Origin of the sequence: Oscillibacter sp. (assembly GCF_040505565.1) — a bacterium.
Lineage (GTDB): Bacteria > Bacillota > Clostridia > Oscillospirales > Oscillospiraceae > Oscillibacter.
In genome coordinates this window covers 1-24,261 of the sequence record NZ_JBEUWZ010000023.1, presented here as the reverse complement: position 1 = coordinate 24,261, position 24,261 = coordinate 1, and the positions used below count along the sequence as shown (strand labels likewise).

Sequence of the window (24,261 nt, the reverse complement as noted above, 5' to 3'; positions counted from 1 at the left end):
TTGTCCTCCTTTACAGCGTGATTTCCACGCTGACGTCCTCAATGGCGTCCACTGGGTGGATGGACACCGTCAGGAATACGTGGGTCCCGGTACCCGCCTCTTTGATCTCCTGCTCGCTCATGTCCACGGTCGAGGTTCCCTGTTCCTCCATCCACGCCTGCTGCGCGTCCACGTCGATGCCGCAGGTAAAGTTCTCCAGGATCAGGCCATCCCGGGCAAGCGAGCGGAGATATTTGGTGATGGCCGTCACCAGCAGGAGCTTATTTTCGTAGGTATTGGCATACTTGCCGATGTATCCGTCATCGATGGCCGCCCGGAGATCGTGCTGCACCATGTCCAGCAGCTCCACGATCTTGATTTTCTTCCACTCGTCGCTCTTGCTGGTGACGGTGGTCAGGCTGTTGACGGCCCGGCCGGTCTTCACCTTTTCGCCGTCCCAGAACAGCACCAGCTGTCCCGTGCCCACGGCTGCGTCCAGCGCTGCCTCGGTCAAACGGTCCACGTCCCGGACCTCCGCCAGCGGCGCGTAGGTGGCGGAAATACTCATGGGCGTCCCCGCCAGAAGGCCCGCCATCCGCCCGCAGTAGGCGGCGGCCGTGAGCTTGTCAGTCTCGCCGATGTCGATACCGCCCGCCGCAAAGTTGACGATTGCCTCGCTGTCTGCCGCCAGGCCCGCCAGCACCGCTTTAAAAATCGCGTAATTGTCGCTGCGCTGGGTGGTGATCCAGGTCTTGATCACGCCCGCCTCCGTGGCCGTCAGATCCGCAGGCCCCGCCAAATAGTCAAACTGCTGGGTAGCCAGCCAGTTGAGGGCCGCGCAGCCCGCAATGATCACGTCTTCCGCGCCGGTGATGTACAGCAGTACCTTTTTCGGGGGCTTCACGTAGCCGATAAACGCCCGCCGCACCGCCGCCTGATTGGCTGCGCCCAGGGCAGTGGGGAGCTGAGACGGCGCGGTGAGGGAATACGTCTTGTCCGCAAGGGCCGCGTCCCGCAGGATCAGAGCCACTGTCCCCTTCTGGGACCGGGCCAGGGCCGTAGACGCCGCCTGCTGAAATGCAATATTGATGCTGGGCATTGTCAAAGTGCTCATAGAGTTGTGTCCTCCTTTGTTTTCGTTGTCAGCGTCAGCTGCTCCATCAGGGGCAGCACCGCCGCCGCGTCAAAATCCGTCCGGCTGTAAGACAGGGACAGAACTGCAAGGGTTTCGGTGTAGTCGCAGTTGTGGCTGGAGGAGCAGCTGCGCACTTTCAGCGCCCGGTCTCCGGTCTTCAGGGAGCCCTTGGCAAACAGCCCCACGATTATCATGGTCCGCAGGGCCAGCTCGGCCAGCTGACTGTTGTACCGCTCGTCCACCTTTACGTAATCGGTGATCCGGTAGGTGTAGAGCAGCTCCACCCCTCCTGGGGAAACATCTCCCAGGGCAATGCCGGTCAGCTCCACCATATTGCAGGCCCGTTCTGAATTTCGCGGCTTTAGATTTTCATAAACCGTCTCATTAGGAAACGAGCCCTGCACCGCCGCAATCACAGCGGCAGTAATTTCTTTCGGTGTCAGCATCAAAAATTATCCTCCATATCGCGCGTCGTCCAGCTCCTGGTCGAACTTCCGCAGCGCGTTGTCCGCCGCGTCAAGCGCAATTTTGTCCCCCTGCATTGCCGCCCAGCTATAAAACAGGTGTCCGCTGACATAGGTTCCATTGCCCCGCAGGCGTGGCTGATAGCGCTTTGCCCGGCCGCTGGGCTGCCGGACACCATGTCCTCGGTCCAGGTACCGGGTCAGGTCTGCGGAGGTTGTCCACTCCCCGGAGGATTTCGCCGCCTGCACCACGTCGTCAAATGTGGGGGACACCGCCGAATAATGTCCGCCACTGCCCATGCGGACCTCCTGCCAGCGTTTGACTCGACCGCGTGGGTCCGTGACGTCCTGCCGGTCGATCTGGGACTGGACTTCTTTTTGTGCAGCAATGGCAGCGGCATACAGGGCGGTCTTGATCGCCTCCGGGACCTCCTCGATCAGGTCGCCCCAGTAATCCCACAGCTTATTCCACGCTGTAAGGTCCACTTGATAAGACATCAGCAGTCTTCCTTCCGTGTGATCTCATACTCATTTTTCCATGGGTCCAGCGTGTGACACACCTGCACCGCATAAACCTTGCCGCCCGCCTCCACCAGGGAGTTGGGAGCCAGTTCAATGGCCTTTGGCGTCACCAGTACGTAGGTCACCGTGGTAGTTGCCTGAAGGCGCCCCTGTTCATGTCCCAGATACTTCTCTGTCAGGGCGCCGGGGAACTTGCACCCCGCCGAGTCCAGATCCACGTCCTTTTGACATGCCACCAGCTCACACAGCGCCGCCTTGACGGCTACCATGCCCGGCTGCTCCGTATCGGCAATGGAGGTTAAAAAGCAAAACTGCCCGCGCCACAGGAAGGATAGCCCGAGGGTTATGCGGCTGGCCTTGCGCATGATGAAGGTCACGCTCCGCGCCCCGATGCCCACGGAGGAGAAATAGCTTGCCCGGTCGCTCTGCTCTGCCTTTGCCCAGGCTCCCCATGCAGTTGTCCAGCTCCATGCGTTCCCTGCCGCGTCGTGGGTCAGATCCCGGGCCTGTACCCGCTCGTTCAGGTCCCCCGCGCTGATGAAATCCATCACACGACCTCCGTTCCGGTGCCGGTGCCCAAATCGGGCACCGGCTCGGTGAGCTTCAGCTGATTCAACAGCCGCCGGAATGCTGTGTTTTCGACGACCGCACCGTTGATGGACACATCCCGCCGCTGGTAGCTGTCCAGCACCAGGTAGTTGACGCACAGGTCGTATTGCGCCCGGCGATTCGTCCCCGCCTCCGGCTCGCTAACGCCTGCCTGCTCCATGTAGCTCATGGCCGAGAAATAAAACCCGTCCACCATGGCCTTCTCACCGTCGTCCAACGGTGCGTCAATCCGGCAGTACGCCAGCAGCGCCACCCGCCTCGCATCCGTCAGCTCCGCCATGGCTTACTCCTCTGCGGTCGGCTCGGCCAGAAACTCCGTCATGACCCAGCCGCATGTGCCCGATTCGGACACAACCAGCGTCCAGCCCTTGACCTCTGCACCATAGGGCAGCGGCAGGACGGTTACCGGCGCGCCGTCGGGAAGGGTTTCCAGCACGCCATAGTTCATCGCGGGTCCCGTCCGCAGGTTCAGCCCCAGCGGAGCCGCCACCACGGCGGGCAGTTCCTTGTAGTCCGCATACGCCGCCGGGATTTCCTGCATCAGGATTTCCTTTGTAGCCACGTTCTGGGTCTCCGGAACAGGGGTACTTGGCACCTGCACCGCGGGAGCCTCAGCGGCCTGTTTCATAGTCTCCGGCGTGGGGGTATTCTGCACGGGGACGTTCGTTACAACGGCAGTATCAGCCGCCGCGCTTGTAGTTTTTTTACTCATCACGCGCCTCCTTAGCCTGCCGCGTTGTTCTGGGCGTAGCCGGTGGCATACACGGCGGAATCATCCACCTGCTCCGCATCCATGCGGCACAGGCAGCGCAGTTCATAGGAATCAGTAGCCCAGGCGTCGCCCCCCACGTCGGTGGCCGCCACCTCCATGGCCTTGCGGAGGAACAGCGTGGCCGCAGATTTGAAGTTGCCGATGTACAGGGGATCGTAGACGGTGGTCACCGTGTCGACGGTGACGGACTTGGTGCCGATTTGGTCATTATCCGCATAGGTCACCTGGCGGCCCTTGAAACGGCTGAAATCACCGGATACATCCGGCACCAGCATAGGCCGGTTCTGGCCGTCCACCCAGTTGTCCATCTCGTCATAGCCATTCTGGTTGGTCAGAAGCACCGCGCCACGGCTATAGGCCGTGTTCAGCTGGGTGTTGAGGATGTGCTTAATGGCCTTCACCTTGTCCTTATCTGCGGTAACAGTCTGGGGCTTAAAGGTCAGGGTGTTCAGAATGGTCAGCAGCAAGTCGTTCTTGGTCAGAATGTACTTGGGGCCGAACCACTGGGCCAGGTACTGGATCAGGCCTGCGGTATTGTCATCCATCAATTCGTGGGATACCGGAAGCCGGTCACCGTATTTCTTCACAGTGTAGTCAACCTTGGTAAACTTTGGCTGATTGGTCCTGCCAATGGTGGTGTTTTCGCCCACCAGCGGCAGTTTCGTCCGCTGACCGGCGACCTCCACGGCCCTCCAGCCGGAATAGGTATTTACCTGCTCCACGTTGAACAACGTGGACAGATCCACATAGTCTTTCGTCTCCCGGATGATGGCATTGTCAAAATCCTTGGGGACCAGGAATCCACCTTCCTCGCCTGAGGGGGTTCCCCCGGAGACAGTCAGGGCCTTGTGCAGGATGCCGTAGCCCTCCACGCTGCGGGACTTTTTCACGGTCATGCCCTCCCGCAGAGCCTTGGACCAGGTGCGGGCGTATTCCGGGTCGGCGCGGATGTCGTCCACGGACTTCTCCACGCCCGCCTCCTCTTTCTGCTTCTGTTTCTGAAGTGCCAGTGCCTTCAGCTTTTCATCGCCGTCGGCAAAACGGCCCTCCTCAGCCAGCTGCATTTCCGCTGCCTCGATCTCCGGATTCATTTTTTTGACCTCTTCCATAAGGGTCTTGTGGGCCGCAAAGTCCTTTTTGGCAAGGAGCTCGTCACCCTCTACCAGTTTCTTGGCCCGCTTGTCTTTTGCTTCCAGCAATTCCTGATACGTCATGATTCAAAACCTCCATATCGTTTTTCTTCCTGCTCCTGCATGGCCTGCGCCAAGCGGAGAAGTTCGTCTTCAGCTCCGGTATCCGCCGGAGTGGTCTGCGGCCCGCCCTGGCCGCCGTAACGCTTGCTTTTGATAATGCCCGCTCCCGGCTGTGCCGGTACCGCCACAAGGGAAACCTCATAGGCGTCCTTTGCCCCGTCCAGTTCCATGACGCAGAGATTTCCGTCATACTCGCGGCCCTGCCAATGCTCGCAGCAGGCCTTGGAATTGTCCACGCCGCACACGGAGCAGATCACCCGCTCCACCGTGCAGCCCACGCTGCACTCCCGAAGGATGCCGCTCTCAATCGCCGTGATCGTGCCGGTGGTCTGGTCCATGCGGGGCATGTAGCACCGCAGAACCAACTGCTTGATCTCTCCGGCAGGCTCCACACTGGCGGCATAAACCCGGGCGGTCTGGCTCCCGGCGCTCCATTTGTGATCCATCAGCACCGTGCGGCCCACAAACAGCTTTGCAAGGCCCTCCAGTGCGGCGTCGGTGAACCGCTCATAATCCCGATCCACCTGATTGTCACAGGCGGCCAGCCGGAAAGTAAACACCTCATCGGCCACCAGCGGACGCAGGGCCTGCTGATTGATCAGAGCCAGATCCGCATCGTCCAGCGTCTGCTTCTGGACGCTGGCGCTTTTTAGAATCTCATTCATTTTTTGGACTGCTCCCTTCCGGCAAATTTAATTCACTCGCTTTGCCCAGTGCCCGGATGACACTCAGCAGAGACCACTGATCCAAAGGCCCATAGCCCCAGCTGGCGTAATACGAATCTCCGCCGGGAATATTCCCCATATCTTCCAGCGCCCGGATTTCGTTGGCATTCAACCCGCTGATCTCTCGCAGGACGCGATACCATGCCGCCTGTGCGGTAGTGTCGCCCTTTAGGAATACCTTCAGCTCCCGCTTAATGCGGAGGTTCTTTGCCCGTTCGCCGGGAAGCAGCAGCTTGTAGGTGTCTTCCTGCCCCCACTGGGTCTCATAGGCCAGCAGGGTGTAGTTAACAAACTCAATGCCGTTCTGCTCATTGGATTGGTAGGACTGCTTTCCGGCATAAGCCAGATGCAGCGGCACGCCGAAGAACCGGCAAACATCCGCCACGCGGAGCTCACTACTCTCCACAAACTGTGCGTCGGTATTGGTCATGGAAATTGGCTGATACTTTAGCCCAAGATCCAGCACCGCAACGCGCATGGCGTTCCCCGGTCCCTTGTGAACTGAATCCCACGATTTGCGCAGCTCCTCCTTTGGGTCAACCATGATCTTTGTCCCGTCCGCCAGCATCCGCTCTACATTGCCACCTAAATCTGATTCCGTGGTCAGGATGCCGCTGGGCTGCCCGCCGCTGCGCCAGGTGCTGTTTTCATACTGCTGAGCCGCTCTTGCAGTGTCCAGCGTCAGCGACGCCCGCTTCAGCACGCTGATTCCCTCGATTCCGTCCTCGCTGTACGCCTTGTAATGCAGGATATTGTCCGGTCGGAGCTGCGTGATTTCTCCGGTGACGGGATGCGTGAAGAAATACCACAGATGTCCGGATGTATCAATCATCGGAGTCACGTAGTCCGGCGGCAGAGGAAGCAGTTCAAGCGGATGCCCGGAGCTTGGGTCCCGATAGATCCATGCGTAGGCATTGCCGCGAAACAGTTGGTTGCACAGCATGAGCCGCTGATAGTCAAAGGTCGTCATGGCCTCATTTGCCCGGCCCCACAGCACCCGGCCCAGCCGGTGGTCCTTCAGCCGCTCTTTGCTGCGCTCGTCCATGATGTAGACCGGCAGCACCGCCATAGAGTTGGACAGAACCTCCACGCACCGGTTCACCGTGGAGATTTTCATGGCCCGGTCACGGCTCAGGCCCACAGCATCCTCTGCGGTCAGCCAGCCCGCCGGATTATCCAGCGTCATATTTGTGATCACGCCGCCCAGTGACTTCTGGGGGCTGTCCAGCGTCCGTCCGGCGCGGGCCAATCCTTTTTTCAGACTCACTTGCGATCATCCTCTCCCCAAATGGATAGCACTGCACCGGCCACCATCAATCCGCCGCCCACAATCAGCCCAGCAGGCAGATAGATCATTCCGGCCCCCACAGCCACAACGGCGGCCCCGGCCAGCAGGGCCAGACTATTGAGATTCGCCACCAGACTGTTAACAAGTCGTTTCATGCAAATTCCTTTCCGGCCCTCTGGCCTTACAAATGGTAATTTCGTGTCTTCATGGCCTGCGCCAGATCCGGCTTGCCTTTCTTCCAGCTCAGCATCCAGGTGGCCACCGCGATAATCCACGCGACTGTAATATCAATACGCCCGGTGCTCTTGTTTTTCATGGGCTTTTTGTTCCCGTTTCCGTCCACATAGCAGCGGAGATTGCCAAAGCACCATCTGGCGCAGGTGTTGTGGACATGCTGCATCTCTTTACTCAGGATCATCCGCTCCATCGTCTGCATAGCGGGCCACATGTTCTTTAGATCCTGCGGGATATCCACAATGGAAAGGCCCTGGTCTCCCAGCAGCGACGTGATGAGCTGGCTTAGATATGGATCGAATCCCACCGTTTTCAGATCATAGAGCTGCCGCGCCTCCAGAATTGCAGACACCACCATCTGATAATCAATCAGATTTCCGGGACACAAGTCCAAGAAACCGGCTCGCGCCCAATCCCGATAGGCCACATGATCCCGTTTTTCCGCCGCGACGATGTCGCCATCCGGCCGCCAGGCGTGAAACAGCGCCACCGTTTTATCCAAACCTGCCTGCTGAGGGAATAGCAGGACGAAGGCTGTCAGATCTGTGGTAGCGGATAGGTCAACGCCGCCGTAACAGGTCTTCCCCTTCAGCTGCTCCAAAGCCACGTCCCGCTCGGCCTTTTTACTAGGCCCCCACTGCGTTTTGTCATAAAGGTTCAGGCTCAGCCATCCCACCGCCTTGACAGAGATCCACTGATTCAGCCGCAGCCAGCGGAACAGCTTTTCTCCGGCCTCGCTCTTTTTAGCCTCCTGGGCCTCCAGGCGCAGCGTGCGGATCTTCAGGTGCTGCCCCAGAGACGGATTGCACTGATACCATAGTGCCTCATCCCAGATATCCAGCTTGGCAAGGTCGTCCGGATCGTCTCCGTAGACCGCCGTCAAGCCGTACAGGATGGGGAGCCAGTTGGAGAGGTCCCGCCCCAGCAACTCCTGCTCCGCAGCGGCAAGGTCCTCGTCCGCCACATGGCGCAGGCTCAGGATGCTGTGCGGGTCCCCGCCTTCCTCCAGCAACTTTTTCAGCTGCCGGGCATCCCGGACGCCGACGGCCTTCTCGTGAATCTCCCAGCCGATGGAGCCCCGGTCCGGATCGTCTCCGGCGGTCGTCAGGACGATGTAGACTGGCTGCTTCCGGCCGGAGCCGGAGCCGAAGGTCATGACATCCCACAGATCCCGGTTGGGCTGAGCGTGCAGCTCGTCGAAAATGACGCAGCTGGGTTTGTAGCCGTGCTTACTGAATGCCTCGCTGGAAAGGACCTTCATGGTCCCAAGCACCACCCACTTGCTGCCGCCGTTGGCCGTTGCTACTCGCTTCCGGTATTCGATCAGCTTGCGGCTATCCACGATGTGCAGCTCGTCCCTGGCGATCATCTTGGCCGTCCAGGGCGCGGTCGTCAGCATAAAGACCGCCGCGTTGAATACGATACCGGCGTTTTCCTTATCCGCCGCGCAGACGTATACTTCCGCGTTTAGCTCACCATCTGCAAAGAGGTGATAGATGCCCAAGGCCGCCGCCAGCTCGCTCTTGCCATTTTTCTTTGGAATCTCCAGATAGAGATACCAGTAATGTCGCAGCTGCTCCCGGGTGTCCTCGTCCACATCCATGGTGGAGTAAAAATCCATGATGGCGTTTTGCTGCCAATCATAGAGGCGGAAGGGCTTACCGGTGTCGGTGGTGGGCAGGCGCTGGATGAAATCGCAAACAAACCCTCCGGCGGCGGCGTCATACAGTGTGCTGTTTACTTCCGGCATGGATTACTTCACCCCGCTCAGCGCGGCCTCCTGCCGTGCCCGAAGGCGCTGGGTGAACTCGTCCTGGGAATCGTCGCCCGGAGCGGCCGCCGCGTTTTTCAATATCTCCGGCACCACGATCCGGCATCGGCTGGTGACTGAAAGGCCCATGACCTCGGCGCACTGTCGCGCCTGCTTGAAGTAGGTGCCCTGCACCGTCGTCCACTCCTTGGCCAGCTTCTCATCCTTGTCCCGGATAGCGGAGGAGGCCAGCTTGTCCGCCCGCTGCCACCGCTCCCGCGCCACGAAATACTGTGCCAGGACATCCCGGTCAATCTCCGCATACAGCCCGGCAGACCGCAGGATCTCGCCGATCTCACGAAACTCCTGATGAAACTTTTTCGCAAGCCACCTCGGCGGCATCGCCGCGTCCGGAGGCGGCACATGCACTTCACGGTCCCGCCGCGCGTCCTCCTCGGCCTTGCCCAAGTGCTTTTTGCCTTTTTGCTTTACAAGATCCGTCGGCTGCCGCTTTCCCGCCATGTGGATCACTCCTTCCCTCGTCTCGCTTGTTTTCGGCTTCCGCCATCTGCCCAACGGCCGTTTTACTCAAGGGCAAAAACAGTCTGCTATCACAGGCTGGACAGCGGTGCCCATCGTAGCAGCGGCTTCTGGTCTCGACAATACAGCCGCAATCCAGGCAGATATATCTCATGGGTTTTAACATCATGCTGCTCCTTCCTCCCGGCGCATCACCCGGCCCTCGCGGTTGGTTCACGAGGACCAGGCGGAGGAAAAGGGTTCCGGTCTCAAGGGCCGGGTGACACGCCGGTGTCCAAATTGGGCACATTTTTATGCCCCGCTGTCTCTGCATTTCGCTCTCAGGCTAACTCCGTCCGACCGATCAGGCCCCGCCCAGCTCGCCGGACCCGCCTCTAAAATTTCCCGTGGGGCGATTTTCTCGTTCGGAGGAGGGCATGCGGTCTTCCATCATTTTTGTCAAAACATTATTGGCCCGGGGCGGGTTGCAAGGAATCGCCCAAGCGCGGGCTTAATACGCCCGTGCGCCCAAGCGTCCGGCCGATCACCGCCGATAACGGCTTCGCAGCGCATCCTTTTTCGCTCGCATTTCCGCTATGGTCTTGCGGCTGTGGCAGGAATGGCACAGGCTCTGCAGGTTGTTGCGGTCGGTGAACTTGCCCCAGTCGCCCTTGTGGTCCTCGATGTGGTCCACGTCGGTGGCCAGTGTACGGATGCCACGCCGGGCGCACTCTCGGCAGAACGGCTCCCGCAGGAGCTGCGTAGGCCGGAGATCATCCAGCCACTGCGGCGTCCGGTACATCCAACGCCAAGACTGCGACTCCTCGCTGCGCTGGGTACGATCCTTGGGCTTGTGCGCCGGACAGTAGCCGTCACGGGTCAGGGCGCTACATCCCGGATGCCGACACGGTCGGAGCGGCTTCAGGGCCACGGGCTATCACCTCCGGGCAAAACAAAAAGCCTGCACCAACACTCTCTGCGATTGCAGATCATGTGGCACAGGCACTGAGGCACAGGCACTCGTCAATATTCACGACGGATTCTTGTTTGCAAACCTTGCAAAACACCGTGAGGTCTTTTGCCCTGGTTTCCGGGTTGAGCTTCAGGACTTTCCCCCGACCGCACTTGGGACATATCAAGCATCCGTCCTTTACGATCAGTTTAGCACTTTTGATATTCACTTGCAATTCCTTTCTGCTGTTTTCGTGAGTTATTCAACTAGATTCCAAGATTGAAATCATTAATTTAAATATAAAGCGCTTTTTTTATCTCCGATGTACCATCCATAGTAATAGGAGCCAAATCGGTTCTCCACGTTGTTCCGTCCGGACACCCTCACATTGTCCGGGATCTCGATGCAGCCGCTGTGATCGCGCCAGATATCCGGCGGCGGCATCTTTGCTTTTAGGCTGCGGGATGCCACCCACGTCCTGGCACTGATTGGGATAGTAATGCCATCGGTGGCCTCTTTGTTAAAATACTTGGCTGTCCGGCGGTAACTGTCATATGGCCCGCGCAATAGCGGCTCGTCGTCCACATCGTCTCCGTATTTCCAGAGGTGCCGCACCTCAGCCGGTGCAAAATCGCTGTCCCGCAGAACAAGATGGATGTGCAAGCGATGGTCTCCATGCTTCCCTTCGATCAGATAAACATAATCAAACGGTTTGTCATGATGCCACTTGCGCAGTTGATAGAGATAACGCCGCCAGATGTTACGCACCTCTGGAAATGTTGCTGGAAGGTGCGCGGGATCAAAGGAAAGGGTGTAGCTGCTGCCCTCAAACCCGAATAGAGCCAGCCGCAGCTCCAGCCTGTCCACTCGTGTCCGGCAGACGGAAGAGTCCCGAGGCGGACGAAGAATCTTATTTTTCTCCGTCCGCTCATACGGCGTGTCGTTTGCGCTAAGACGAGGACGCAGCGCCCGGCACTCTTTGACCAGCGGACCCGCCCGCTGCCGGGTGCAATACCAAAAAGGTTTATCGCTCATTACGTGCCTCCTTTTTATATTCTTCCATATTTTGGACTTCCATTTACTTGACTAATGTTTAAAAATAGTGTAATATCAATATATCGCTTATGGCGAACTAATATAAAAGAGGTATTTCATGTATCAAGACAAAACTCTCGTCTGCAAGGACTGCGGTCAGGAATTCACTTTCACAGCTAGCGAACAGGAATTCTTTGCTGAAAAAGGCTTTACAAACGAACCCCAGCGCTGTAAATCCTGCCGTATGGCACGCAAAGGCATTTCTTCTGATCGCGGCGAACGCACGATGTACGATGCAGTGTGCGCGGAATGTGGGAGACCCTGCAAAGTTCCTTTCCAGCCCCGCGATGACCGCCCTGTGTATTGCAGCGATTGTTTCAAAAGATAATCTCGTTTATTCTTTTAGCCGCCCTTCACGGGGCGGCTTTTTTAATTCCCCATTTCTTTCCCATGTGCCGTCGTTTCCTCCTCGCTCAAAACGGCAGCTCCCCGTCCTCCGTGTCGATCTCCGCAAGATCGCTGTGCGCATCAACAGGACCCGGAGTGGATGTGCCCGAATTGGGCACATCCTTTTTTGAGTCGCCAAAATACACGTTGTCGGCCACGACCTCGGCAGAGCGGCGCTTGTTGCCCTGCTTGTCCACCCAGTCCCGGAGCTGCAAGCGGCCTTCTACCACGGCCATGCGGCCCTTGCTGAAATACTTGCTAACAAACTCGGCGGTTGCGCGCCAGGCCACAATGTCGATGAAGTCGGTTTCCTTCTCGCCGCTCTGGGACTTGAAATCCCGATCCACGGCCAGCGTGAACGATGTCACCGCCGTGCCGCTGCCAGTGCGGCGCAGCTCCGGATCGCGGGTCAAGCGGCCCATGAGGATAATTTTATTAAGCATCCTGAATCCGCCCCTTCAGATTTTGATAGCGAGTAGCCCCATAATCGTGCATCATGTCCCGCTCTGCTCGGACAGCCGCCATAGTTGAATCAAACGCCGATTTCCGCTGAAGGTACGTCTTCCAATCCGGGCAATTCTCCGGATTGTGGCAGCCCGGACATCTGCGTGGGCAGTTTGGACGGCACGGCGGCTTAACCTTTGCCATTCGGCACCTCCCCATGCAGCCCCAGAAGTTGCAGCAGCTCAACCATGAGGTCAGATGCGCACTCAGGATCTTCCTCTTGGTGGATTTCGTCCGCCAGCCGCTCCATGTCGTGCAGCTTGTAAAGCGCACCGTAGGCGTTGGGCGGGAGCGTGGTAATATCCACGCCCTTGATGCCCCAATTGCCCTTGCCATCGCTCCATGTACACCGACACCGCACCATGCTCACACCTCCGCCAGCGCCCGCAGCACGTCAAGCATTACGGCGCGGCAGTCGTCTCCGGTGACATTGACGGTCTTTATGTAGCCGTTGTCAAAGCGGATGATCACGCTCTCCTCGCCGCCATCGTGATACTCAAACTCCAGCCGGGTCACTCCCTCGTGGGATGCGGTGATGCAGCGGGACAGTTCCTGGGTGATAAACTGCCGCTTTTGCTCAAATGCCTCCATGCTCATCAATCAATACCCCGATCCTTCATAATTTTTTCCAGCGTTTCTTGCCCCATATGCTTCATGCCGCCGGGCAGTGAGGGCTGGTACATCCACAGGTGTATGTGCTTCAGATGATCATTGGCCACGCTCTTGGACGTGGCATCCATATAATCCCCCTGCCAATACACGGACGGCTGCACACAGCCGAAGGCATCACAGACGAATAAGAACCGGCCCTCGTCAGGCGTCTCCTCTTGTGCTGACTTCCACGCACCGGTGAATGGCTTCGGATCGTCTGCGACGCCCAGCAGATAGTCCGTGGAGCAGCCCAGCACATCCGCCATGCGGACCAGATCCGCCCGAGACAGATCATCCGCAAAGCAGCGGCTGCTGTCAGTGATGCCCTCCCCGCGCTCGTTCTCGGCCCACTGCTTGGCCCGCCATGAGTCATACATGTACGACCGATCTTTGTCTTGCGCGTACACCTGTTTGAGAAAAAACTGCGTTGTCATTTTTGCCGCTTTACGGGCCTCGGAAAACCGCGCCCAGCTGGCGGTGACCTCAGCAATGTGAGCGGCTTCCTTGGCCTTCTGCTCCTCGCGCTCGGTCTTTTTTTGCACTTTGGCCTCGGCCTTATGCTTGACAATCTCAGATGCAAAATGGTCACAGGCAAATTTGCAGGAATACAACTGGTCACAGCCCTTACAGCACGTGGCCTTGGTATAGCGGCCGTCGCAATTTTTGGAACACCAGTCCTGCTTTTTTGTAATTCTCTGCCACATGTTGTCCGCGTTGGTGCAGCACTGCTCCCCCTTTGGGCATTTTATGGCATCCAGCGCCGCCAGCTGCTTGCCCCAGGTCTCAACACCATTGCCGTACACACTCAAACCGTCTTGCTTGGCGTCATACAGCTTGCGCTGATAGTCCTCCGAAAGCCGCGCCAACTCATAGGCGGTATCCTCGTTGATCTTGTCTTTTTTGTAGAGCACGGCCCACAGGGGGATCAGCTTTTCCCGGATCACCTTCAGCCGTGCCAGCTTGGACTTCGACAACTTGCATGCCTCGGCCACATGGTCTCGCATCCGGCCGGGGAACTCCACGCCCTCCTCTTTCAGTTGGTACAGCAGGGCTTCCACTCGCTGCACCTGCTTGGCGGTTTCTGCGGAGGTCAGATGTCGGGTGTCCGCGTTGGCGTAGATCAGGCGCAGCTCCTGCATGGCAGCGGAGACCGCCCCGGTCTGCTCCACGATGCAGGGGGCTTCCTGATATTCCGTCCGCCCATCCTCCACCAGCTTCCGCAGTGCCGCCCGGCGGCGGTGCCCGGAAACGATGGTATAGCGTCCGCCCTCGCCCGCCCGCACACGGATGGGCTGCTGCAGGCCGCACAGCTCGATGTTGGCGGCCAGCTCGTCAATGCAGCTCAGCTCATAAAAATTGTTGGGGTCGTCGTTGATCAGGTCGATGCTGATGTACTGGATTTGCTCCCGCCCGGTTGTGTCCAATTTGGGCACATCCGCAAATTGCTGACTAAAAATTGCGGAGATATCCGCTTTTGCTCTAGCCATTGTCCGTTTCCTCCTGACGCAAAAACTCTCGTACAAACTGACGGTAATCGATGCTGGCAGCGCAGCGTGGACTAAACACAGTCAGTGGAATCCCCGCCGATAGGGCATCGGCAACGAGTGGCGACTCTCTTATTTTTGTGTTGTATATAGGCAAATGGGATTTTTCCGACAACGAAGCAAAAAATGACTCGTTTGCGGATGGTCGATGGCACCGCGTGGCTAGGAGTCCAGTAATGCGTAGACGGTCATTGATTCGCTGCATATTCTGGACTTGGACAATCAGATTTGCCACGCCTGCTGTCGAGAATGGATCAATTGCAATTGGGATAATAACCTCATCGGCTGCCGTTAAAGACGCTGTGGTCAACACGCTAAAAGACGGTGGGCAATCAATCAGGATATAGTCATATGCCGTGTTCCTGTCCTCCGAATTTGGAGACGCTGCATCCTCAGCAATGGTTTTGCGCAAATCCTCAATGGCATTTGTGTTGCATTTGTTCGGGTGCAGGATTGCGTCCACCTCTGCGCATATCAAATTCATATCCGACGGGATAATATCCACACCGGGACGGACCGGGGTCACAAAGTCCGGGTAGTACGGCTCATTTGCGCCTTGCAACAGGGCCAACAGGTCAGCCCCTTCATCTGCCGCAGCATTAAAATATTGGCTTGAATTGCCCTGTGGGTCTGCGTCAATCAACAAGACCCGCTTGTGATGATCCAACGCGAGGCAATCAGCCAAGACAACAGCGGTCACGGTTTTTCCGACGCCGCCCTTGTTGTTCATAATTGCAATCGTTCTCATTTGTTTTCCGTCCTCTCATGTCCAGCTCGCAGGGAGTGCAGGGAAACGTCTCCGTCCAGCTGCCTCCACCGGCTGTGAATCTTACGGTGTAAAACTGCTGCTGAGGGTGTATGTACACGACCTCGGCGGGCAGAGGGATAATATCGCCCGACATTCCAAATGTGGTGTCAAACGTGGGTTTGATCCATAGGGTTTCTCCGACTCTCATGCGCCCTCCTTATCCGGCGGGAAGATCCGGTCGACTTCCGTAGCCGTCCTCGTGTCGGTAAGCTCGTCTATCCTGATCTGTCCGGAGCGTGCCTGCGGTTTCGGAGGCTCCACGAAGTCCGACAGCACACTGAACACCTGATGCTCCCCGTCAAAATGCAGCCGTTTTGCATTCATGCGCTCTCCCTCTTTGTTCTTGGCGATTTGAAAAACGCGGGGACTGTCGGCTTTATTTTGCAGTTCGCTGTACAGGAGCAACACCACGTCTGCGTCCTGCTCAATCTGCCCGGACTGACGGAGGTTGCTCATTGTGGGGGCTGGGACCGTCCCGTCCTTCCGCTTTTCCGGCCGTGACAACTGACTCAGCGCCACGACCACGGTACCTGTACTGCGGCCAAATTGCTGCAGGTCCGACGAAACAGCGGAAACCCGCTCAAAGTCGCTCGCATTCCGCTGTCCGCGCTCCGCCGGAATCTTTTGCAGGTAGTCCACAAATACCACATCGAAGTGATGAGCCTGCGCGTCGGCCTGAATGTCAAGCACCGTCATTTTCGACGCCTCAATCAGCTCCAGTTGGTTTTCCGTCAGCTTTGGCTGTAAGCTGAGCAGGTCCTTGGCGTCCTCCTCGGTCAGCTCATTTCTCTTGATGCGCTGCAAATTAAGCAGTGCCTGCGCCGCGATAATACGGTCATGCAGTTTTTCCCGGCTGCCCTCGTAGGTATAATAACCAACACGACGACCGGCAGCGATATAGTATGCAAAGCACAGTGCCAGCGCCGTCTTCCCCTCGGAGGGATACCCGCCAAGTACAATCATATCGCCCCGCTCCGCATAGATGCGCTGGTCCAGAAAACTCATGCCCCAGCGGATAAACACTGGAGGCGTGCTGCCGTCGTGCCGGTCGAAGAAATTTGCAAAGCCCTCCTTCATCGTCATGCGCTTGATGCCGGTTCGCCCTACCAGCAGTTTGTTGGCCTTGTCAATCAGGTCACGCCCGCCGTCCGGATCGACAGCAACCGCGAGCTGATTTCCGATCTCCTGCAGGTGGTACAGCAGCGCCTGACTTTTCAGTTGCTCCGCATATGCCTCCCAGTTGGCGGAGGTGGGCGTGACCTCCATGATCTGGCACAGCAGATCGCCGTATGTATTCCCAAGCGCACCGTTTACCGTCACGGCATCTACTCTTCCAGAATTGGAGAAAAGCCGCTTGATCGCCAGATAGATCATCCGGTAGCGTGGCTCAATGAAATCCGAGTCCGCCACCAGTGTCAGCGTGGGGGCGATCACAGTCTCGTCCAGCAGCATGGAGCCGAGCACGGACACCTGCGCATTCAGAAGCTCCGACGGGCTGTTTTTCATACGAATCGGACCCCCTCGCTTTTCACAACTGCCACGTCTTCGGGTGCAGACTGCGGCAGTTCGTCCTCCCAGCGGCGCTGGTTGAGCCATGTGGCGGGCATGGGGATGTATCTGCCTCCATCCCGCTGCCAGCTCTCGGAGCGCTTTTGTCGTTCCAACGCCGCCGACATGATATGGCAGAGCTGGATATCCGTCTTCAGCCGCCGCCAAGCCCGCCGGGCCGGTTCCTTTCCCTCATGCCGGGGATATGCTTTCCAGAACCGGTCAAACAGCTGCGCCTGCTCGTCCACCGCCTGGGGGACTATAGGGGGTTTATTACTTGTTTCTTTACTTACTTGTTTATTTACTTGTGTCGGATTTACCGGCGACGGTTTATCCGTTGACGGTTTTACCGGCGACGGCTTTTCAGTCAACGGTGACTTTTGGACGGGCGCTTGATCCTGAAAAACGAAGGTTGTCCGTGAAAAATGGCCATGTTCTCCGTGCGGTTGCTCCCGCAGGAGATAGCCTGCATCCTCCAGCTGGCGAAGACATCCACGAATGCCGTCGCGTCCGATTCCAACCCGGGAGGCCAAACCGCTGACGCTGTACTCCCAATCGTCCGGAAACGACTGCACAATGGCAAATAGCCCCTTTGTTTTCAGGTCAAGCCGGTTGTCCATCAGCACGGAATTGTACAGGACCGTAAATCCCTGCCGTTTTCCGCGTATGATGCTCTCAGCCATGGCGCTCGCCCTCCCGCTGCAGGGCCATGATCTCCTGACAGAGCTGATGCATGCCGTCGGCATAGCCATAGTCCCAGTCGGCGATGATCTCAGCCTCCTGCGGCGTCAGATCGTCCCGCCACTCCTCCGTATCCGGGTCGTTGGTCTCCGCGTTCCAATTATCCGCCAGCTCCTTCATCCGCGCTTCGCTGATCTGCGGCATCTCAAGCCCACTCCTTTCGTACTGTCAATTGCTTCTAACCCCCGGAATCCCTGGCTAACGAGCCAACAGACTCCAATGGTGACAAAAACAAGCTCCACTCCGCTCAAGGAAGGCACCTCCCTCCCCGGTAAATCAGGGCTTGCGTTATCGGTCGAACGTGGTATAATAATTTTGTTGAACGTTCTTGTGACGCAAGTCCTGGAACACTGAGCCGCTTCGGGTGCCAGCCCGGGGCGGCTCTTTTTATGCACAGTGGTCACGACGCACCGCCCGCCAAAATTCCAACCGCCCGGTTGATCGCCGTAAGACGCTGGTCGATGATGCGGGTAATACCGTCGGCTGCCATCCGCTGGATATCCTCAATCCGGTACATGGGCAGACTGCCGCGCTTGTAAGCTATCAGCAGCCCGGGGCTTATGTTGTAGGTCCAGGTGCCGGTCTTCTCATTCAGCGAGGCAAACCCGAATGGCGCGCGCCCCTGCTGCAAGGCCAGATACAAGGTGCAGGTGCTCTGCTTGATGTACTGCGCCGTCAGCTCCACGGGGACGTTGTCCAACGCCATGATTACCTCGTCTGTGGGCGCTGTTGCTTTACTCTTTCGCATATTCATTCTCCTTTCGTGGCAATTCGGACCTCCGTGCAGGCCCGGACAATTTCCGTGATATCGCGCATAATGTCCTCCATCAGCGGACGCTCCTCACCCGTGATCACGCCGTCCTCAATGATCTCCATAAGCTGCCGGTCCCGGTGATCTGAGGCAAAGCGCAGCACTCGATTCACCAACCGGATGGCCGCCGTCTGGAGGGAGCAGTCGTCCACGGCCGGGATGATGGACGCCGCCAGCCGGGACTCGTTGCGCAAGTGCTCCACAGCCAGAAACTGACTGTTGTACAGGCGCACCATCCGATACGCCAGATCACCCGGCACACCGCATTCGCCGCTTTCGTACCGCGCCAGCGCCCGGACGGAGCAGGGCAACAGCTCGGCGGCGCGCTCCTGCGTATAACCGGCCTGTTCCCGGCAGATTTTATAGATTGTTTTGCCACTCCCTGTCATGGCACACTTCCTTTCCCGGGTGTATGGTATGGTTATAAGGGGCTGGGTCTTACGCGCTGGCGGTGTCGCGTCCAAACAAAAAATCGATTGTGCAGCCGAGCGCATCTGCCAGTGCCGGTAGTTTTTCGCTGCGAGGCAATCCCTCTCCACGCATCCACTTGCCGACAGCCTGTGGAGACACGTTCAGCAACTCTGCAAGTTCCTTTGTGTTCACTCCAGTCTTTTCCATGAGCAATTTAAAATCTTTCGTAATCCCACCTCCCTTTTTGAATTGCAACTTTAGGTTGCATCTTTATATATACTCTACTTTTAGTTGCATGTCAACCACTATTTTTTACTTTTTCTTGTAAATTGCAACTTTACGTTGTTTAATATAGAAAGAGAGGCGGTGAATGCATGATTGGTCAACGCATACGCGAATTAAGAAAAGAATGCAGTCTTTCACAAAGTGCTCTCGCCAGTCAATTGTTTGTTTCCCATCAGGCTGTTGGAAAATGGGAACGCGATGAATCAACGCCGAACCCTGAAGCTATTGTAAAGATGGCTAATATTTTCGGTGTCAGCACGGACGTGCTCCTTGGAGAAGTATCTCGCCCTGCCCCCTCGTCTCCCAACGGCGTAATGGTCCCCGTTCTGGGCGACGTGGCCGGGGGAATCCCCATGCTGGCGCAGGAGAACATCATCGACTACGAAGAAGTCAGCAAGGACCTGACCGCCTGCGGCGACATTATGGGTCTTCGGGTCAACGGGCATTCCATGGAGCCACGTATCTGCGACGGCGACGTGGTGATCGTCCGGCGACAGGGCGACGCGGACACTGGCGACGTGGCCGTAGTGCTGGTCAATGGAGACAAGGCCACCGTCAAAAAGATAAAAAAAGACGCGGACGGGAGTATCTGGCTGATACCCAACAATCCGGCGTTTGAGGCAAAGCATTATAGCCCGCAGGAGCAACATGACCTGCCTGTGACGATTATCGGCAAGGTCGTGGAGCTGCGCGGAAAATTTTAAATGTGCCCGAATCGGGCACCGGGAGGAGAAAAGGAAAATGGATTTTGTTGATCAGTTAAAACAGTTTTCCAAGAGGGCGGAATCCCTTCAGGCCACTGTCCAGACGGAAGAGGCGACAAAGACCGCTTTAATCATGCCGTTCTTCTCCATGCTAGGCTACGATGTGTTTAATCCGCAGGAGTTCACTCCGGAATTCACGGCTGACGTTGGCATTAAAAAAGGCGAGAAGGTAGACTACGCCATCGTGAAAGACGGCAAACCGGTCATCCTCGTGGAGTGCAAGGCTGCTTCTGAAAATCTGGATAGGCACGACTCCCAGTTGTTCCGCTACTTCGGAACCACCACCGCAAAATTTGCCATCCTCACCAACGGGATTATTTACCGTTTTTACACCGACCTTGACAACCAAAACAAAATGGACGACGACCCGTTTTTGTCGATCAACATTCTGGACATCCGGGACAATCAGGTTCCGGAGCTGAAAAAATTCTGCAAGTCTGAATTTGATATTGATTCCATTTTCAGCACAGCCTCGGAGTTGAAATATGTCCACTCGTTTAAAGCTATCTTTGCCGCGCTTTTGGAGAATCCGACGGACGACTTCACCCGTCTGTTTCTGCAGTCGTGCTACTCTGGGCAGAAAACACAAAATGTCCTGGATAAGTTTCGGCCTATTCTGAAAAAGGCGCTGAACGATCAGATCAGCGAAATGATGAATGATAAAATCAAAGTGGCGCTGGGCGGGTCCGGTGGCAGCGTAACCGTCGCCGGGATCAAAATGCCAGACGCTGCAACGACGCCGGAGGCTTCCGAGGAAGACATCCCCGAAAAGAGAGTCCCCAATATCGTCACAACAGAAGAAGAGTTAGAAGCATATTTTATCGTTAAAAATTTGCTGTCCGGCATCGTTGATATGCATGACATCACTTACAAGGACACGGAGTCTTATATCAACATCCTCTATAAGGCAAATACTCGCAAATGGATTTGTCGGCTGCGCCTGACCGATGCGCAGAAGACGCTGATCGTTCCGGACGAAAACAAAAACGATACGAAGTATCAGCTTCAGGATATTTATGATCTATCCCAGTATAAGGACATACTAACGGCTGTGCTGCAGCGGTATCTGTAAGAGAGTCGACATGAAAAAGCTGTTATCTCTTGCGGTTGCGCTTTGTCTGGCAGTTGCCTTGTGTTCTTGTGGCTCAAAAAAACCCTCCATTCCCGTTGTTGATGGCGCCTTTTCCTGCACTCCGCAGGAGCTTATCGACGGACTGAATCAAGCTGTGGAGCAGGCGGACAGCAGTGTGATCTATTCCGTCGGTGCATATCCGGGCAGCGGTGAGGAATTGCAAGTTGCCAGCACTTCCCTGACGCTCACGCTGAACGAAACCAGCGCCGGGAACCTGTCAAAAATACATCTGTACTGGTATTCCGGGGACAATAGCGAGAATGTGATCACTTCGGCGGGCTGCTACTCTGGGTATATGTTAAATCAGCTTGCCCCGGACAGTGCCAAGGACCTCAGTAACAGCATCGGGCAAATAGTATCCTCTGGGGAGGGCAGCACGGAGCAGACCGTTGGCAACGTCAAGATTACATTCGCAACAACGTCTACTGGAGCAAACCGGCTCGATATCACGCCCACAAAATGAGCAAAAGCGCCGCCCTTCCGGGCGGCGCTTTCCAAAACTGGAGGTGAAAAAATGCGCAGAGCAAACGGTACCGGGACTATCGTAAAGCTGTCCGGAAATCGCCGGAGGCCATACGTGGTCAAAATATCTGTGGTGGATAAATGGGGGCGGATGCAGCAGAAGACACTAAGCTACCATAGCAAAATGGTTGAGGCACAGGAGGCGCTGGATGCTTACAACCACGACAAGGCCGCTGGACTGACTCCCCGTGCGGATAAATACTCCGTTACGCTCCAGCAGATCTATGACCTGTGGTCCCCCCGAAAGTATACCACCATTAGCCGCCAGGCCGCCGATGCTTACCGTGCCTGCTGGGGCCGTCTGTCCCGTTATAATAATATGCGAGTAGCAGACCTGACCATCGACCATCTGCAATCCATTATTGACGAGGACGCAAAAAACAACATGTCCCAGTCTACGATGCAGAATGATAAAATGCTGACGCGCGCGCTCTTCAAGTATGCCATGGAACGCGATATTATCATGAAGGATTATTCCGCTTTTGTCGAGGTTCCATCTGTTGCGGCAAAATATGAGAAAGGGGCATTTGACGATTTGCAGATGGCAAAGCTGGAGCAGCTGGCAAGGGGCGGCTTTCCATGGGCTGACACGGTGCTGATGTTGTGCTACACCGGATTCCGCATTAACGAGTTTCTAAAGCTTACCCCGTTTTCTTATGATCGGGCCGAGGACTTCTTGCGGGGCGGAAGCAAAACCGAGGCTGGGAAGGACCGTGTAATACCAATCCATCCAAAAATCAAACCCTATTTGGAGGGCTGGCTGAGCAGGGGTGGCGAATCGATTATCTGCAAAGAAAATGGCAAGCCAGTGTCCTACGCATGGTACCTTTCCAACCTTTTTAAGTCGGTGGTCGAAGAGCTCGGCGTGCCGCAGGCGACACCGCACTGGTGTCGGCATACGTTCGCTACCCGGTTGCACGAAGCGGGCGCACCGGATCTTGAGATCAAGCGACTGATGGGTCATGCTGACAGCAATGTGACGGAGCATTATACCCATACCGATCTGGAGCATTTGCGGAGCGCTCTTCTGCTTTTGGCATAATCACTATTTGTCTGCCGTTAGTATCATATTAGTAGCGCGTTAGTAACAAATAGGCTGTAATCCATTGATTTTCAATGGACTGAAATTAGAACAACATTAAAGTGCAAAAAAATTTTTGACTTTTTTATGGACTCAGCTGCATCAGATGCGGGGATATAAAAAGATACGCCCACTTTTCAAGGATATACGTTAAGTTTGTAATAAGATAAAGAAAACCACTCGTCCTTGCAGGACGAGCGGTTTGTGCCTACCCGTTACTCGCAGCTTATCACACAGCCAAAACTGTTGACATTGATAAACCGCACTTTTCGGATAAGTCTTGTATTGGTGACCCGGCGGGGATTCGAACCCCGGACCCACTGCTTAAAAGGCAGTTGCTCTGCCGACTGAGCTACCGGATCAGCTTGGGAAAAAATTGAAAGTTGGCTGGGACGGCTGGACTCGAACCAGCGGATGAGGGAGTCAAAGTCCCTTGCCTTACCACTTGGCTACGCCCCAAGATGGAAATCAAAACAGAGGAAATCGGGGCAAGCCCGATCCCCTCTGCTCATTCTGGGGTGGGTGATGGGACTCGAACCCACGACAGCCGGAACCACAATCCGGTGCTCTACCAATTGAACTACACCCACCACATATTGATTAATCCGCACGGCCTGTATTTATGCTGACCCAGAAGGGACTGGTACGCCAGAAGGGATTCGAACCCCTGGCCTACTGCTTAGAAGGCAGTTGCTCTATCCACCTGAGCTACTGGCGCATGTTGTTGGAGCAGGTGACGAGAATCGAACTCGCATCCCCAGCTTGGAAGGCTGGTGCCCTGACCATTGTGCTACACCTGCGCGAGCCCTCCATGGAAACGTCAGCTAAAGTATAATAGCACGAAATGTAGTCCCTGTCAAGAAAGGAAACTTAGTTTTTATAATTTTTTGGTGAATGGATTGCGACTTTCGGTAAATACATAAAATGTTTCAGCGATACGGAATTCAACCTTCAGGAAAATCCTCTGCACTCTGCAAAATAAAGAAGTCTTCTTTGGGTTCTTAATGTTGTTATCAGTTGATGTTTTGAAAAAATAATATATAATTACCAAGTGGAGATTCTAAACCCGTAAGGATGTCGTCATCCGATTGCAAGTGAGGTCTAAAACTATGTTTATTTCAGTAGCTCATCCGGAATTTCTGGAAATTTCGGATGAGCAGACACATCAATCCTTTTTGGGAGGCGCGCAGGAGTGGTATTCGTCCGAGTGGGGACGCAGAGCCGGCTGCGGCCCCACTTGTGCAGCAAATCTCTCGGCCTATCTGGCGTTGACCCGCCCGGAACTGCGGGCCTTATATCACGGTAAGGATATGGACCGCGTTGAGTTCCTCCGGCACATGGAGAAAATTTTCCCCTTTTTTGCGCCTGGTCCCATGGGTCTCAACCGCGTGGAGCTATTTTCGGAAGGCATGGCTGCCTTTGCCGCCAGCAGAGATATTTTATTGATTCCCCATGTATTCGCAGTTTCCGGTAATCGAAACCCGGACCGCCCACCGGTTTCCGCGCTTACGGCATTCGTCCGGGCTGGGCTTGACGCCGACTGTCCGCTGGGATTTCTCAATTTATCACGGGGCCGTGAAAAAAACCTGCAGGATTGGCATTGGATTTCGATTATCTCGGCGGATTTCAAACCAGACCAGCTAACAGCACACGCATCCGACGAAGGAAATTTGCGCGAGTTCGACTTACAGCTCTGGTATTTGAGCACGCGGATGAGCGGCGGATTGGTTTATTTCACGCAGTAACCTAGAGAAGTTCAGCGCCAACAGCATGAT

The 24,261-nt window shown here is 56.1% G+C and carries 34 protein-coding genes, 5 tRNA genes and 1 pseudogene; 6 read left to right on the top strand and 34 right to left on the bottom strand.

Going from position 1 to position 24,261, the window contains the following annotated elements; all coding sequences use genetic code 11:
- Nucleotides 1–10: 10 nt before the first annotated feature.
- The 16 genes and pseudogenes from ABWQ15_RS11720 to ABWQ15_RS11650 form a co-directional block, all read right to left on the bottom strand.
- A complete protein-coding gene (locus ABWQ15_RS11720) occupies nt 11–1,093 on the bottom strand; it encodes a phage tail sheath C-terminal domain-containing protein (RefSeq protein WP_353908958.1) in 1,083 nt (360 codons plus the stop codon).
- Complete coding sequence (locus ABWQ15_RS11715; protein ID WP_353908957.1) at nt 1,090–1,560, bottom strand: hypothetical protein; 471 nt, start codon at nt 1,558–1,560, stop codon at nt 1,090–1,092. Before ABWQ15_RS11715 ends, ABWQ15_RS11720 begins: the two co-directional genes overlap by 4 nt.
- Before the next feature lie 6 nt (nt 1,561–1,566).
- A complete protein-coding gene (locus ABWQ15_RS11710) occupies nt 1,567–2,076 on the bottom strand; it encodes a hypothetical protein (protein ID WP_353908956.1) in 510 nt (169 codons plus the stop codon).
- Nucleotides 2,076–2,648, bottom strand: a complete 573-nt coding sequence (locus ABWQ15_RS11705; protein WP_353908955.1) for a head-tail adaptor protein — start codon at nt 2,646–2,648, stop codon at nt 2,076–2,078. Before ABWQ15_RS11705 ends, ABWQ15_RS11710 begins: the two co-directional genes overlap by 1 nt.
- A complete protein-coding gene (locus ABWQ15_RS11700) occupies nt 2,648–2,989 on the bottom strand; it encodes a head-tail connector protein (RefSeq protein WP_353908954.1) in 342 nt (113 codons plus the stop codon). Before ABWQ15_RS11700 ends, ABWQ15_RS11705 begins: the two co-directional genes overlap by 1 nt.
- 3 nt (nt 2,990–2,992) lie before the next feature.
- The gene (locus ABWQ15_RS11695) at nt 2,993–3,421 is read right to left on the bottom strand and encodes an SH3 domain-containing protein (protein WP_353908953.1); all 429 of its coding nucleotides are present in this window, start codon (nt 3,419–3,421) and stop codon (nt 2,993–2,995) included.
- Nucleotides 3,422–3,432: 11 nt separating this feature from the next.
- The gene (locus ABWQ15_RS11690) at nt 3,433–4,695 is read right to left on the bottom strand and encodes a phage major capsid protein (RefSeq protein ID WP_353908952.1); all 1,263 of its coding nucleotides are present in this window, start codon (nt 4,693–4,695) and stop codon (nt 3,433–3,435) included.
- Nucleotides 4,692–5,399, bottom strand: a complete 708-nt coding sequence (locus ABWQ15_RS11685; RefSeq protein WP_353908951.1) for an HK97 family phage prohead protease — start codon at nt 5,397–5,399, stop codon at nt 4,692–4,694. The genes ABWQ15_RS11690 and ABWQ15_RS11685 overlap by 4 nt, the downstream gene beginning before the upstream one ends.
- A complete protein-coding gene (locus tag ABWQ15_RS11680) occupies nt 5,392–6,726 on the bottom strand; it encodes a phage portal protein (protein ID WP_353908950.1) in 1,335 nt (444 codons plus the stop codon). Before ABWQ15_RS11680 ends, ABWQ15_RS11685 begins: the two co-directional genes overlap by 8 nt.
- A complete protein-coding gene (locus ABWQ15_RS11675; RefSeq protein WP_353908949.1) occupies nt 6,723–6,902 on the bottom strand; it encodes a hypothetical protein in 180 nt (59 codons plus the stop codon). The genes ABWQ15_RS11680 and ABWQ15_RS11675 overlap by 4 nt, the downstream gene beginning before the upstream one ends.
- A 26-nt stretch (nt 6,903–6,928) precedes the next feature.
- The gene (locus ABWQ15_RS11670; protein ID WP_353908948.1) at nt 6,929–8,731 is read right to left on the bottom strand and encodes a terminase large subunit; all 1,803 of its coding nucleotides are present in this window, start codon (nt 8,729–8,731) and stop codon (nt 6,929–6,931) included.
- A gap of 3 nt (nt 8,732–8,734) precedes the next feature.
- The gene (locus ABWQ15_RS11665; protein WP_353908947.1) at nt 8,735–9,253 is read right to left on the bottom strand and encodes a phage terminase small subunit P27 family; all 519 of its coding nucleotides are present in this window, start codon (nt 9,251–9,253) and stop codon (nt 8,735–8,737) included.
- A gap of 541 nt (nt 9,254–9,794) precedes the next feature.
- Nucleotides 9,795–10,052, bottom strand: coding sequence for an HNH endonuclease (locus ABWQ15_RS11660; protein ID WP_353908946.1), 258 nt, complete (start codon nt 10,050–10,052; stop codon nt 9,795–9,797).
- 42 nt (nt 10,053–10,094) lie between these two features.
- Nucleotides 10,095–10,181, bottom strand: a pseudogene (locus ABWQ15_RS14130) (DUF8602 domain-containing protein); the annotation flags it as partial.
- Nucleotides 10,182–10,239: 58 nt separating this feature from the next.
- Nucleotides 10,240–10,431, bottom strand: coding sequence for a cysteine-rich KTR domain-containing protein (locus ABWQ15_RS11655; protein ID WP_353908945.1), 192 nt, complete (start codon nt 10,429–10,431; stop codon nt 10,240–10,242).
- A gap of 59 nt (nt 10,432–10,490) precedes the next feature.
- Entirely contained in the window at nt 10,491–11,237 is a 747-nt protein-coding gene (locus tag ABWQ15_RS11650; RefSeq protein WP_353908944.1) for a rolling circle replication-associated protein, read from the bottom strand.
- Nucleotides 11,238–11,355: 118 nt separating this feature from the next.
- Between ABWQ15_RS11650 and ABWQ15_RS11645 the strand changes: the two genes are divergently transcribed.
- Nucleotides 11,356–11,625, top strand: a complete 270-nt coding sequence (locus ABWQ15_RS11645; protein WP_353908943.1) for a zinc-ribbon domain containing protein — start codon at nt 11,356–11,358, stop codon at nt 11,623–11,625.
- 85 nt (nt 11,626–11,710) lie between these two features.
- On the opposite strand, the gene ABWQ15_RS11640 is transcribed toward ABWQ15_RS11645, so the two are convergent.
- The 13 genes from ABWQ15_RS11640 to ABWQ15_RS11580 all read right to left on the bottom strand — a co-directional run bounded on the left by ABWQ15_RS11640 (nt 11,711) and on the right by ABWQ15_RS11580 (nt 18,957).
- On the bottom strand, nt 11,711–12,127 hold the full coding sequence (locus ABWQ15_RS11640; protein ID WP_353908942.1) for a single-stranded DNA-binding protein: 417 nt from the start codon (nt 12,125–12,127) through the stop codon (nt 11,711–11,713).
- Nucleotides 12,120–12,332 (bottom strand): hypothetical protein, encoded by a 213-nt coding sequence (locus ABWQ15_RS11635; RefSeq protein ID WP_353908941.1) that lies wholly within the window; start codon nt 12,330–12,332, stop codon nt 12,120–12,122. The genes ABWQ15_RS11640 and ABWQ15_RS11635 overlap by 8 nt, the downstream gene beginning before the upstream one ends.
- A complete protein-coding gene (locus ABWQ15_RS11630) occupies nt 12,319–12,552 on the bottom strand; it encodes a hypothetical protein (RefSeq protein WP_353908940.1) in 234 nt (77 codons plus the stop codon). Before ABWQ15_RS11630 ends, ABWQ15_RS11635 begins: the two co-directional genes overlap by 14 nt.
- 2 nt (nt 12,553–12,554) lie before the next feature.
- Nucleotides 12,555–12,785, bottom strand: coding sequence for a hypothetical protein (locus tag ABWQ15_RS11625; protein WP_353908939.1), 231 nt, complete (start codon nt 12,783–12,785; stop codon nt 12,555–12,557).
- Complete coding sequence (locus ABWQ15_RS11620; protein ID WP_353908938.1) at nt 12,785–14,326, bottom strand: ParB/RepB/Spo0J family partition protein; 1,542 nt, start codon at nt 14,324–14,326, stop codon at nt 12,785–12,787. Before ABWQ15_RS11620 ends, ABWQ15_RS11625 begins: the two co-directional genes overlap by 1 nt.
- Complete coding sequence (locus tag ABWQ15_RS11615) at nt 14,319–15,131, bottom strand: ParA family protein (protein ID WP_353908937.1); 813 nt, start codon at nt 15,129–15,131, stop codon at nt 14,319–14,321. Before ABWQ15_RS11615 ends, ABWQ15_RS11620 begins: the two co-directional genes overlap by 8 nt.
- Nucleotides 15,061–15,339, bottom strand: a complete 279-nt coding sequence (locus ABWQ15_RS11610; RefSeq protein ID WP_353908936.1) for a hypothetical protein — start codon at nt 15,337–15,339, stop codon at nt 15,061–15,063. The genes ABWQ15_RS11615 and ABWQ15_RS11610 overlap by 71 nt, the downstream gene beginning before the upstream one ends.
- Nucleotides 15,336–16,697 carry a replicative DNA helicase gene (locus ABWQ15_RS11605; protein ID WP_353908935.1) on the bottom strand — a complete coding sequence of 454 codons (1,362 nt, stop codon included), beginning with the start codon at nt 16,695–16,697 and terminating at the stop codon, nt 15,336–15,338. The genes ABWQ15_RS11610 and ABWQ15_RS11605 overlap by 4 nt, the downstream gene beginning before the upstream one ends.
- Entirely contained in the window at nt 16,694–17,422 is a 729-nt protein-coding gene (locus tag ABWQ15_RS11600) for an LvrA C-terminal domain-related protein (protein WP_353908934.1), read from the bottom strand. The genes ABWQ15_RS11605 and ABWQ15_RS11600 overlap by 4 nt, the downstream gene beginning before the upstream one ends.
- Nucleotides 17,415–17,624, bottom strand: coding sequence for a hypothetical protein (locus ABWQ15_RS11595; RefSeq protein WP_353908933.1), 210 nt, complete (start codon nt 17,622–17,624; stop codon nt 17,415–17,417). Before ABWQ15_RS11595 ends, ABWQ15_RS11600 begins: the two co-directional genes overlap by 8 nt.
- Before the next feature lie 256 nt (nt 17,625–17,880).
- Nucleotides 17,881–18,228, bottom strand: a complete 348-nt coding sequence (locus ABWQ15_RS11590; protein WP_353908932.1) for a hypothetical protein — start codon at nt 18,226–18,228, stop codon at nt 17,881–17,883.
- Nucleotides 18,229–18,230: 2 nt separating this feature from the next.
- Entirely contained in the window at nt 18,231–18,680 is a 450-nt protein-coding gene (locus tag ABWQ15_RS11585; RefSeq protein ID WP_353908931.1) for a helix-turn-helix domain-containing protein, read from the bottom strand.
- A 49-nt stretch (nt 18,681–18,729) separates the two neighbouring features.
- Entirely contained in the window at nt 18,730–18,957 is a 228-nt protein-coding gene (locus ABWQ15_RS11580) for a helix-turn-helix domain-containing protein (RefSeq protein ID WP_353908930.1), read from the bottom strand.
- Nucleotides 18,958–19,076: 119 nt separating this feature from the next.
- On the opposite strand from ABWQ15_RS11580, the gene ABWQ15_RS11575 reads away from it, so the two are divergent.
- Genes ABWQ15_RS11575 through ABWQ15_RS11560 form a run of 4 tightly spaced genes read left to right on the top strand, consistent with a single transcriptional unit; the run spans nt 19,077 to nt 22,447 of the window.
- On the top strand, nt 19,077–19,691 hold the full coding sequence (locus tag ABWQ15_RS11575) for a LexA family protein (protein ID WP_353908929.1): 615 nt from the start codon (nt 19,077–19,079) through the stop codon (nt 19,689–19,691).
- 37 nt (nt 19,692–19,728) lie between these two features.
- Nucleotides 19,729–20,823: a type I restriction endonuclease gene (locus ABWQ15_RS11570; protein ID WP_353908928.1), complete on the top strand. Its 1,095-nt coding sequence runs from the start codon at nt 19,729–19,731 to the stop codon at nt 20,821–20,823.
- 10 nt (nt 20,824–20,833) lie between these two features.
- Nucleotides 20,834–21,346 carry a hypothetical protein gene (locus ABWQ15_RS11565; protein ID WP_353908927.1) on the top strand — a complete coding sequence of 171 codons (513 nt, stop codon included), beginning with the start codon at nt 20,834–20,836 and terminating at the stop codon, nt 21,344–21,346.
- Between the two features lie 51 nt (nt 21,347–21,397).
- A complete protein-coding gene (locus ABWQ15_RS11560; RefSeq protein ID WP_353908926.1) occupies nt 21,398–22,447 on the top strand; it encodes a tyrosine-type recombinase/integrase in 1,050 nt (349 codons plus the stop codon).
- A gap of 325 nt (nt 22,448–22,772) precedes the next feature.
- On the opposite strand, the gene ABWQ15_RS11555 is transcribed toward ABWQ15_RS11560, so the two are convergent.
- The 5 genes from ABWQ15_RS11555 to ABWQ15_RS11535 form a co-directional block, all read right to left on the bottom strand.
- A tRNA-Lys gene (locus tag ABWQ15_RS11555) sits at nt 22,773–22,848 on the bottom strand.
- A gap of 22 nt (nt 22,849–22,870) precedes the next feature.
- Nucleotides 22,871–22,945 (bottom strand) — tRNA-Gln (locus ABWQ15_RS11550).
- Between the two features lie 55 nt (nt 22,946–23,000).
- A tRNA-His gene (locus ABWQ15_RS11545) sits at nt 23,001–23,076 on the bottom strand.
- Nucleotides 23,077–23,127: 51 nt separating this feature from the next.
- Nucleotides 23,128–23,204, bottom strand: a tRNA-Arg gene (locus ABWQ15_RS11540).
- Nucleotides 23,205–23,211: 7 nt separating this feature from the next.
- Nucleotides 23,212–23,286: transfer RNA gene (locus tag ABWQ15_RS11535), tRNA-Gly, on the bottom strand.
- Between the two features lie 309 nt (nt 23,287–23,595).
- Here ABWQ15_RS11535 and ABWQ15_RS11530 point away from each other — a divergent pair.
- Nucleotides 23,596–24,231 (top strand): hypothetical protein, encoded by a 636-nt coding sequence (locus ABWQ15_RS11530; RefSeq protein WP_353908925.1) that lies wholly within the window; start codon nt 23,596–23,598, stop codon nt 24,229–24,231.
- Nucleotides 24,232–24,261: the final 30 nt, after the last annotated feature.

Excerpts from the sequence above, each read along its gene's own strand:
- ABWQ15_RS11605 (WP_353908935.1), bottom strand. The coding sequence starts at position 16,697 with ATGAAAAACAGCCCGTCGGAGCTTCTGAATGCGCAGGTGTCCGTGCTC.
- ABWQ15_RS11700 (WP_353908954.1), bottom strand. The coding sequence starts at position 2,989 with ATGGCGGAGCTGACGGATGCGAGGCGGGTGGCGCTGCTGGCGTACTGC.
- ABWQ15_RS11590 (WP_353908932.1), bottom strand. The coding sequence starts at position 18,228 with ATGCGAAAGAGTAAAGCAACAGCGCCCACAGACGAGGTAATCATGGCG.
- ABWQ15_RS11685 (WP_353908951.1), bottom strand. The coding sequence starts at position 5,399 with ATGAATGAGATTCTAAAAAGCGCCAGCGTCCAGAAGCAGACGCTGGAC.
- ABWQ15_RS11675 (WP_353908949.1), bottom strand. The coding sequence starts at position 6,902 with ATGAAACGACTTGTTAACAGTCTGGTGGCGAATCTCAATAGTCTGGCC.
- ABWQ15_RS11720 (WP_353908958.1), bottom strand. The coding sequence starts at position 1,093 with ATGAGCACTTTGACAATGCCCAGCATCAATATTGCATTTCAGCAGGCG.
- ABWQ15_RS11705 (WP_353908955.1), bottom strand. The coding sequence starts at position 2,648 with ATGGATTTCATCAGCGCGGGGGACCTGAACGAGCGGGTACAGGCCCGG.
- ABWQ15_RS11715 (WP_353908957.1), bottom strand. The coding sequence starts at position 1,560 with ATGCTGACACCGAAAGAAATTACTGCCGCTGTGATTGCGGCGGTGCAG.
- ABWQ15_RS11635 (WP_353908941.1), bottom strand. The coding sequence starts at position 12,332 with ATGGCAAAGGTTAAGCCGCCGTGCCGTCCAAACTGCCCACGCAGATGT.
- ABWQ15_RS11615 (WP_353908937.1), bottom strand. The coding sequence starts at position 15,131 with ATGAGAACGATTGCAATTATGAACAACAAGGGCGGCGTCGGAAAAACC.
- ABWQ15_RS11660 (WP_353908946.1), bottom strand. The coding sequence starts at position 10,052 with ATGTACCGGACGCCGCAGTGGCTGGATGATCTCCGGCCTACGCAGCTC.
- ABWQ15_RS11630 (WP_353908940.1), bottom strand. The coding sequence starts at position 12,552 with ATGGTGCGGTGTCGGTGTACATGGAGCGATGGCAAGGGCAATTGGGGC.
- ABWQ15_RS11560 (WP_353908926.1), top strand. The coding sequence starts at position 21,398 with ATGCGCAGAGCAAACGGTACCGGGACTATCGTAAAGCTGTCCGGAAAT.
- ABWQ15_RS11610 (WP_353908936.1), bottom strand. The coding sequence starts at position 15,339 with ATGAGAGTCGGAGAAACCCTATGGATCAAACCCACGTTTGACACCACA.
- ABWQ15_RS11645 (WP_353908943.1), top strand. The coding sequence starts at position 11,356 with ATGTATCAAGACAAAACTCTCGTCTGCAAGGACTGCGGTCAGGAATTC.
- ABWQ15_RS11670 (WP_353908948.1), bottom strand. The coding sequence starts at position 8,731 with ATGCCGGAAGTAAACAGCACACTGTATGACGCCGCCGCCGGAGGGTTT.
- ABWQ15_RS11710 (WP_353908956.1), bottom strand. The coding sequence starts at position 2,076 with ATGTCTTATCAAGTGGACCTTACAGCGTGGAATAAGCTGTGGGATTAC.
- ABWQ15_RS11640 (WP_353908942.1), bottom strand. The coding sequence starts at position 12,127 with ATGCTTAATAAAATTATCCTCATGGGCCGCTTGACCCGCGATCCGGAG.
- ABWQ15_RS11570 (WP_353908928.1), top strand. The coding sequence starts at position 19,729 with ATGGATTTTGTTGATCAGTTAAAACAGTTTTCCAAGAGGGCGGAATCC.
- ABWQ15_RS11530 (WP_353908925.1), top strand. The coding sequence starts at position 23,596 with ATGTTTATTTCAGTAGCTCATCCGGAATTTCTGGAAATTTCGGATGAG.
- ABWQ15_RS11600 (WP_353908934.1), bottom strand. The coding sequence starts at position 17,422 with ATGGCTGAGAGCATCATACGCGGAAAACGGCAGGGATTTACGGTCCTG.
- ABWQ15_RS11650 (WP_353908944.1), bottom strand. The coding sequence starts at position 11,237 with ATGAGCGATAAACCTTTTTGGTATTGCACCCGGCAGCGGGCGGGTCCG.
- ABWQ15_RS11695 (WP_353908953.1), bottom strand. The coding sequence starts at position 3,421 with ATGAGTAAAAAAACTACAAGCGCGGCGGCTGATACTGCCGTTGTAACG.
- ABWQ15_RS11620 (WP_353908938.1), bottom strand. The coding sequence starts at position 14,326 with ATGGCTAGAGCAAAAGCGGATATCTCCGCAATTTTTAGTCAGCAATTT.
- ABWQ15_RS11690 (WP_353908952.1), bottom strand. The coding sequence starts at position 4,695 with ATGACGTATCAGGAATTGCTGGAAGCAAAAGACAAGCGGGCCAAGAAA.
- ABWQ15_RS11575 (WP_353908929.1), top strand. The coding sequence starts at position 19,077 with ATGATTGGTCAACGCATACGCGAATTAAGAAAAGAATGCAGTCTTTCA.
- ABWQ15_RS11625 (WP_353908939.1), bottom strand. The coding sequence starts at position 12,785 with ATGAGCATGGAGGCATTTGAGCAAAAGCGGCAGTTTATCACCCAGGAA.
- ABWQ15_RS11665 (WP_353908947.1), bottom strand. The coding sequence starts at position 9,253 with ATGGCGGGAAAGCGGCAGCCGACGGATCTTGTAAAGCAAAAAGGCAAA.
- ABWQ15_RS11595 (WP_353908933.1), bottom strand. The coding sequence starts at position 17,624 with ATGCCGCAGATCAGCGAAGCGCGGATGAAGGAGCTGGCGGATAATTGG.
- ABWQ15_RS11565 (WP_353908927.1), top strand. The coding sequence starts at position 20,834 with ATGAAAAAGCTGTTATCTCTTGCGGTTGCGCTTTGTCTGGCAGTTGCC.
- ABWQ15_RS11585 (WP_353908931.1), bottom strand. The coding sequence starts at position 18,680 with ATGACAGGGAGTGGCAAAACAATCTATAAAATCTGCCGGGAACAGGCC.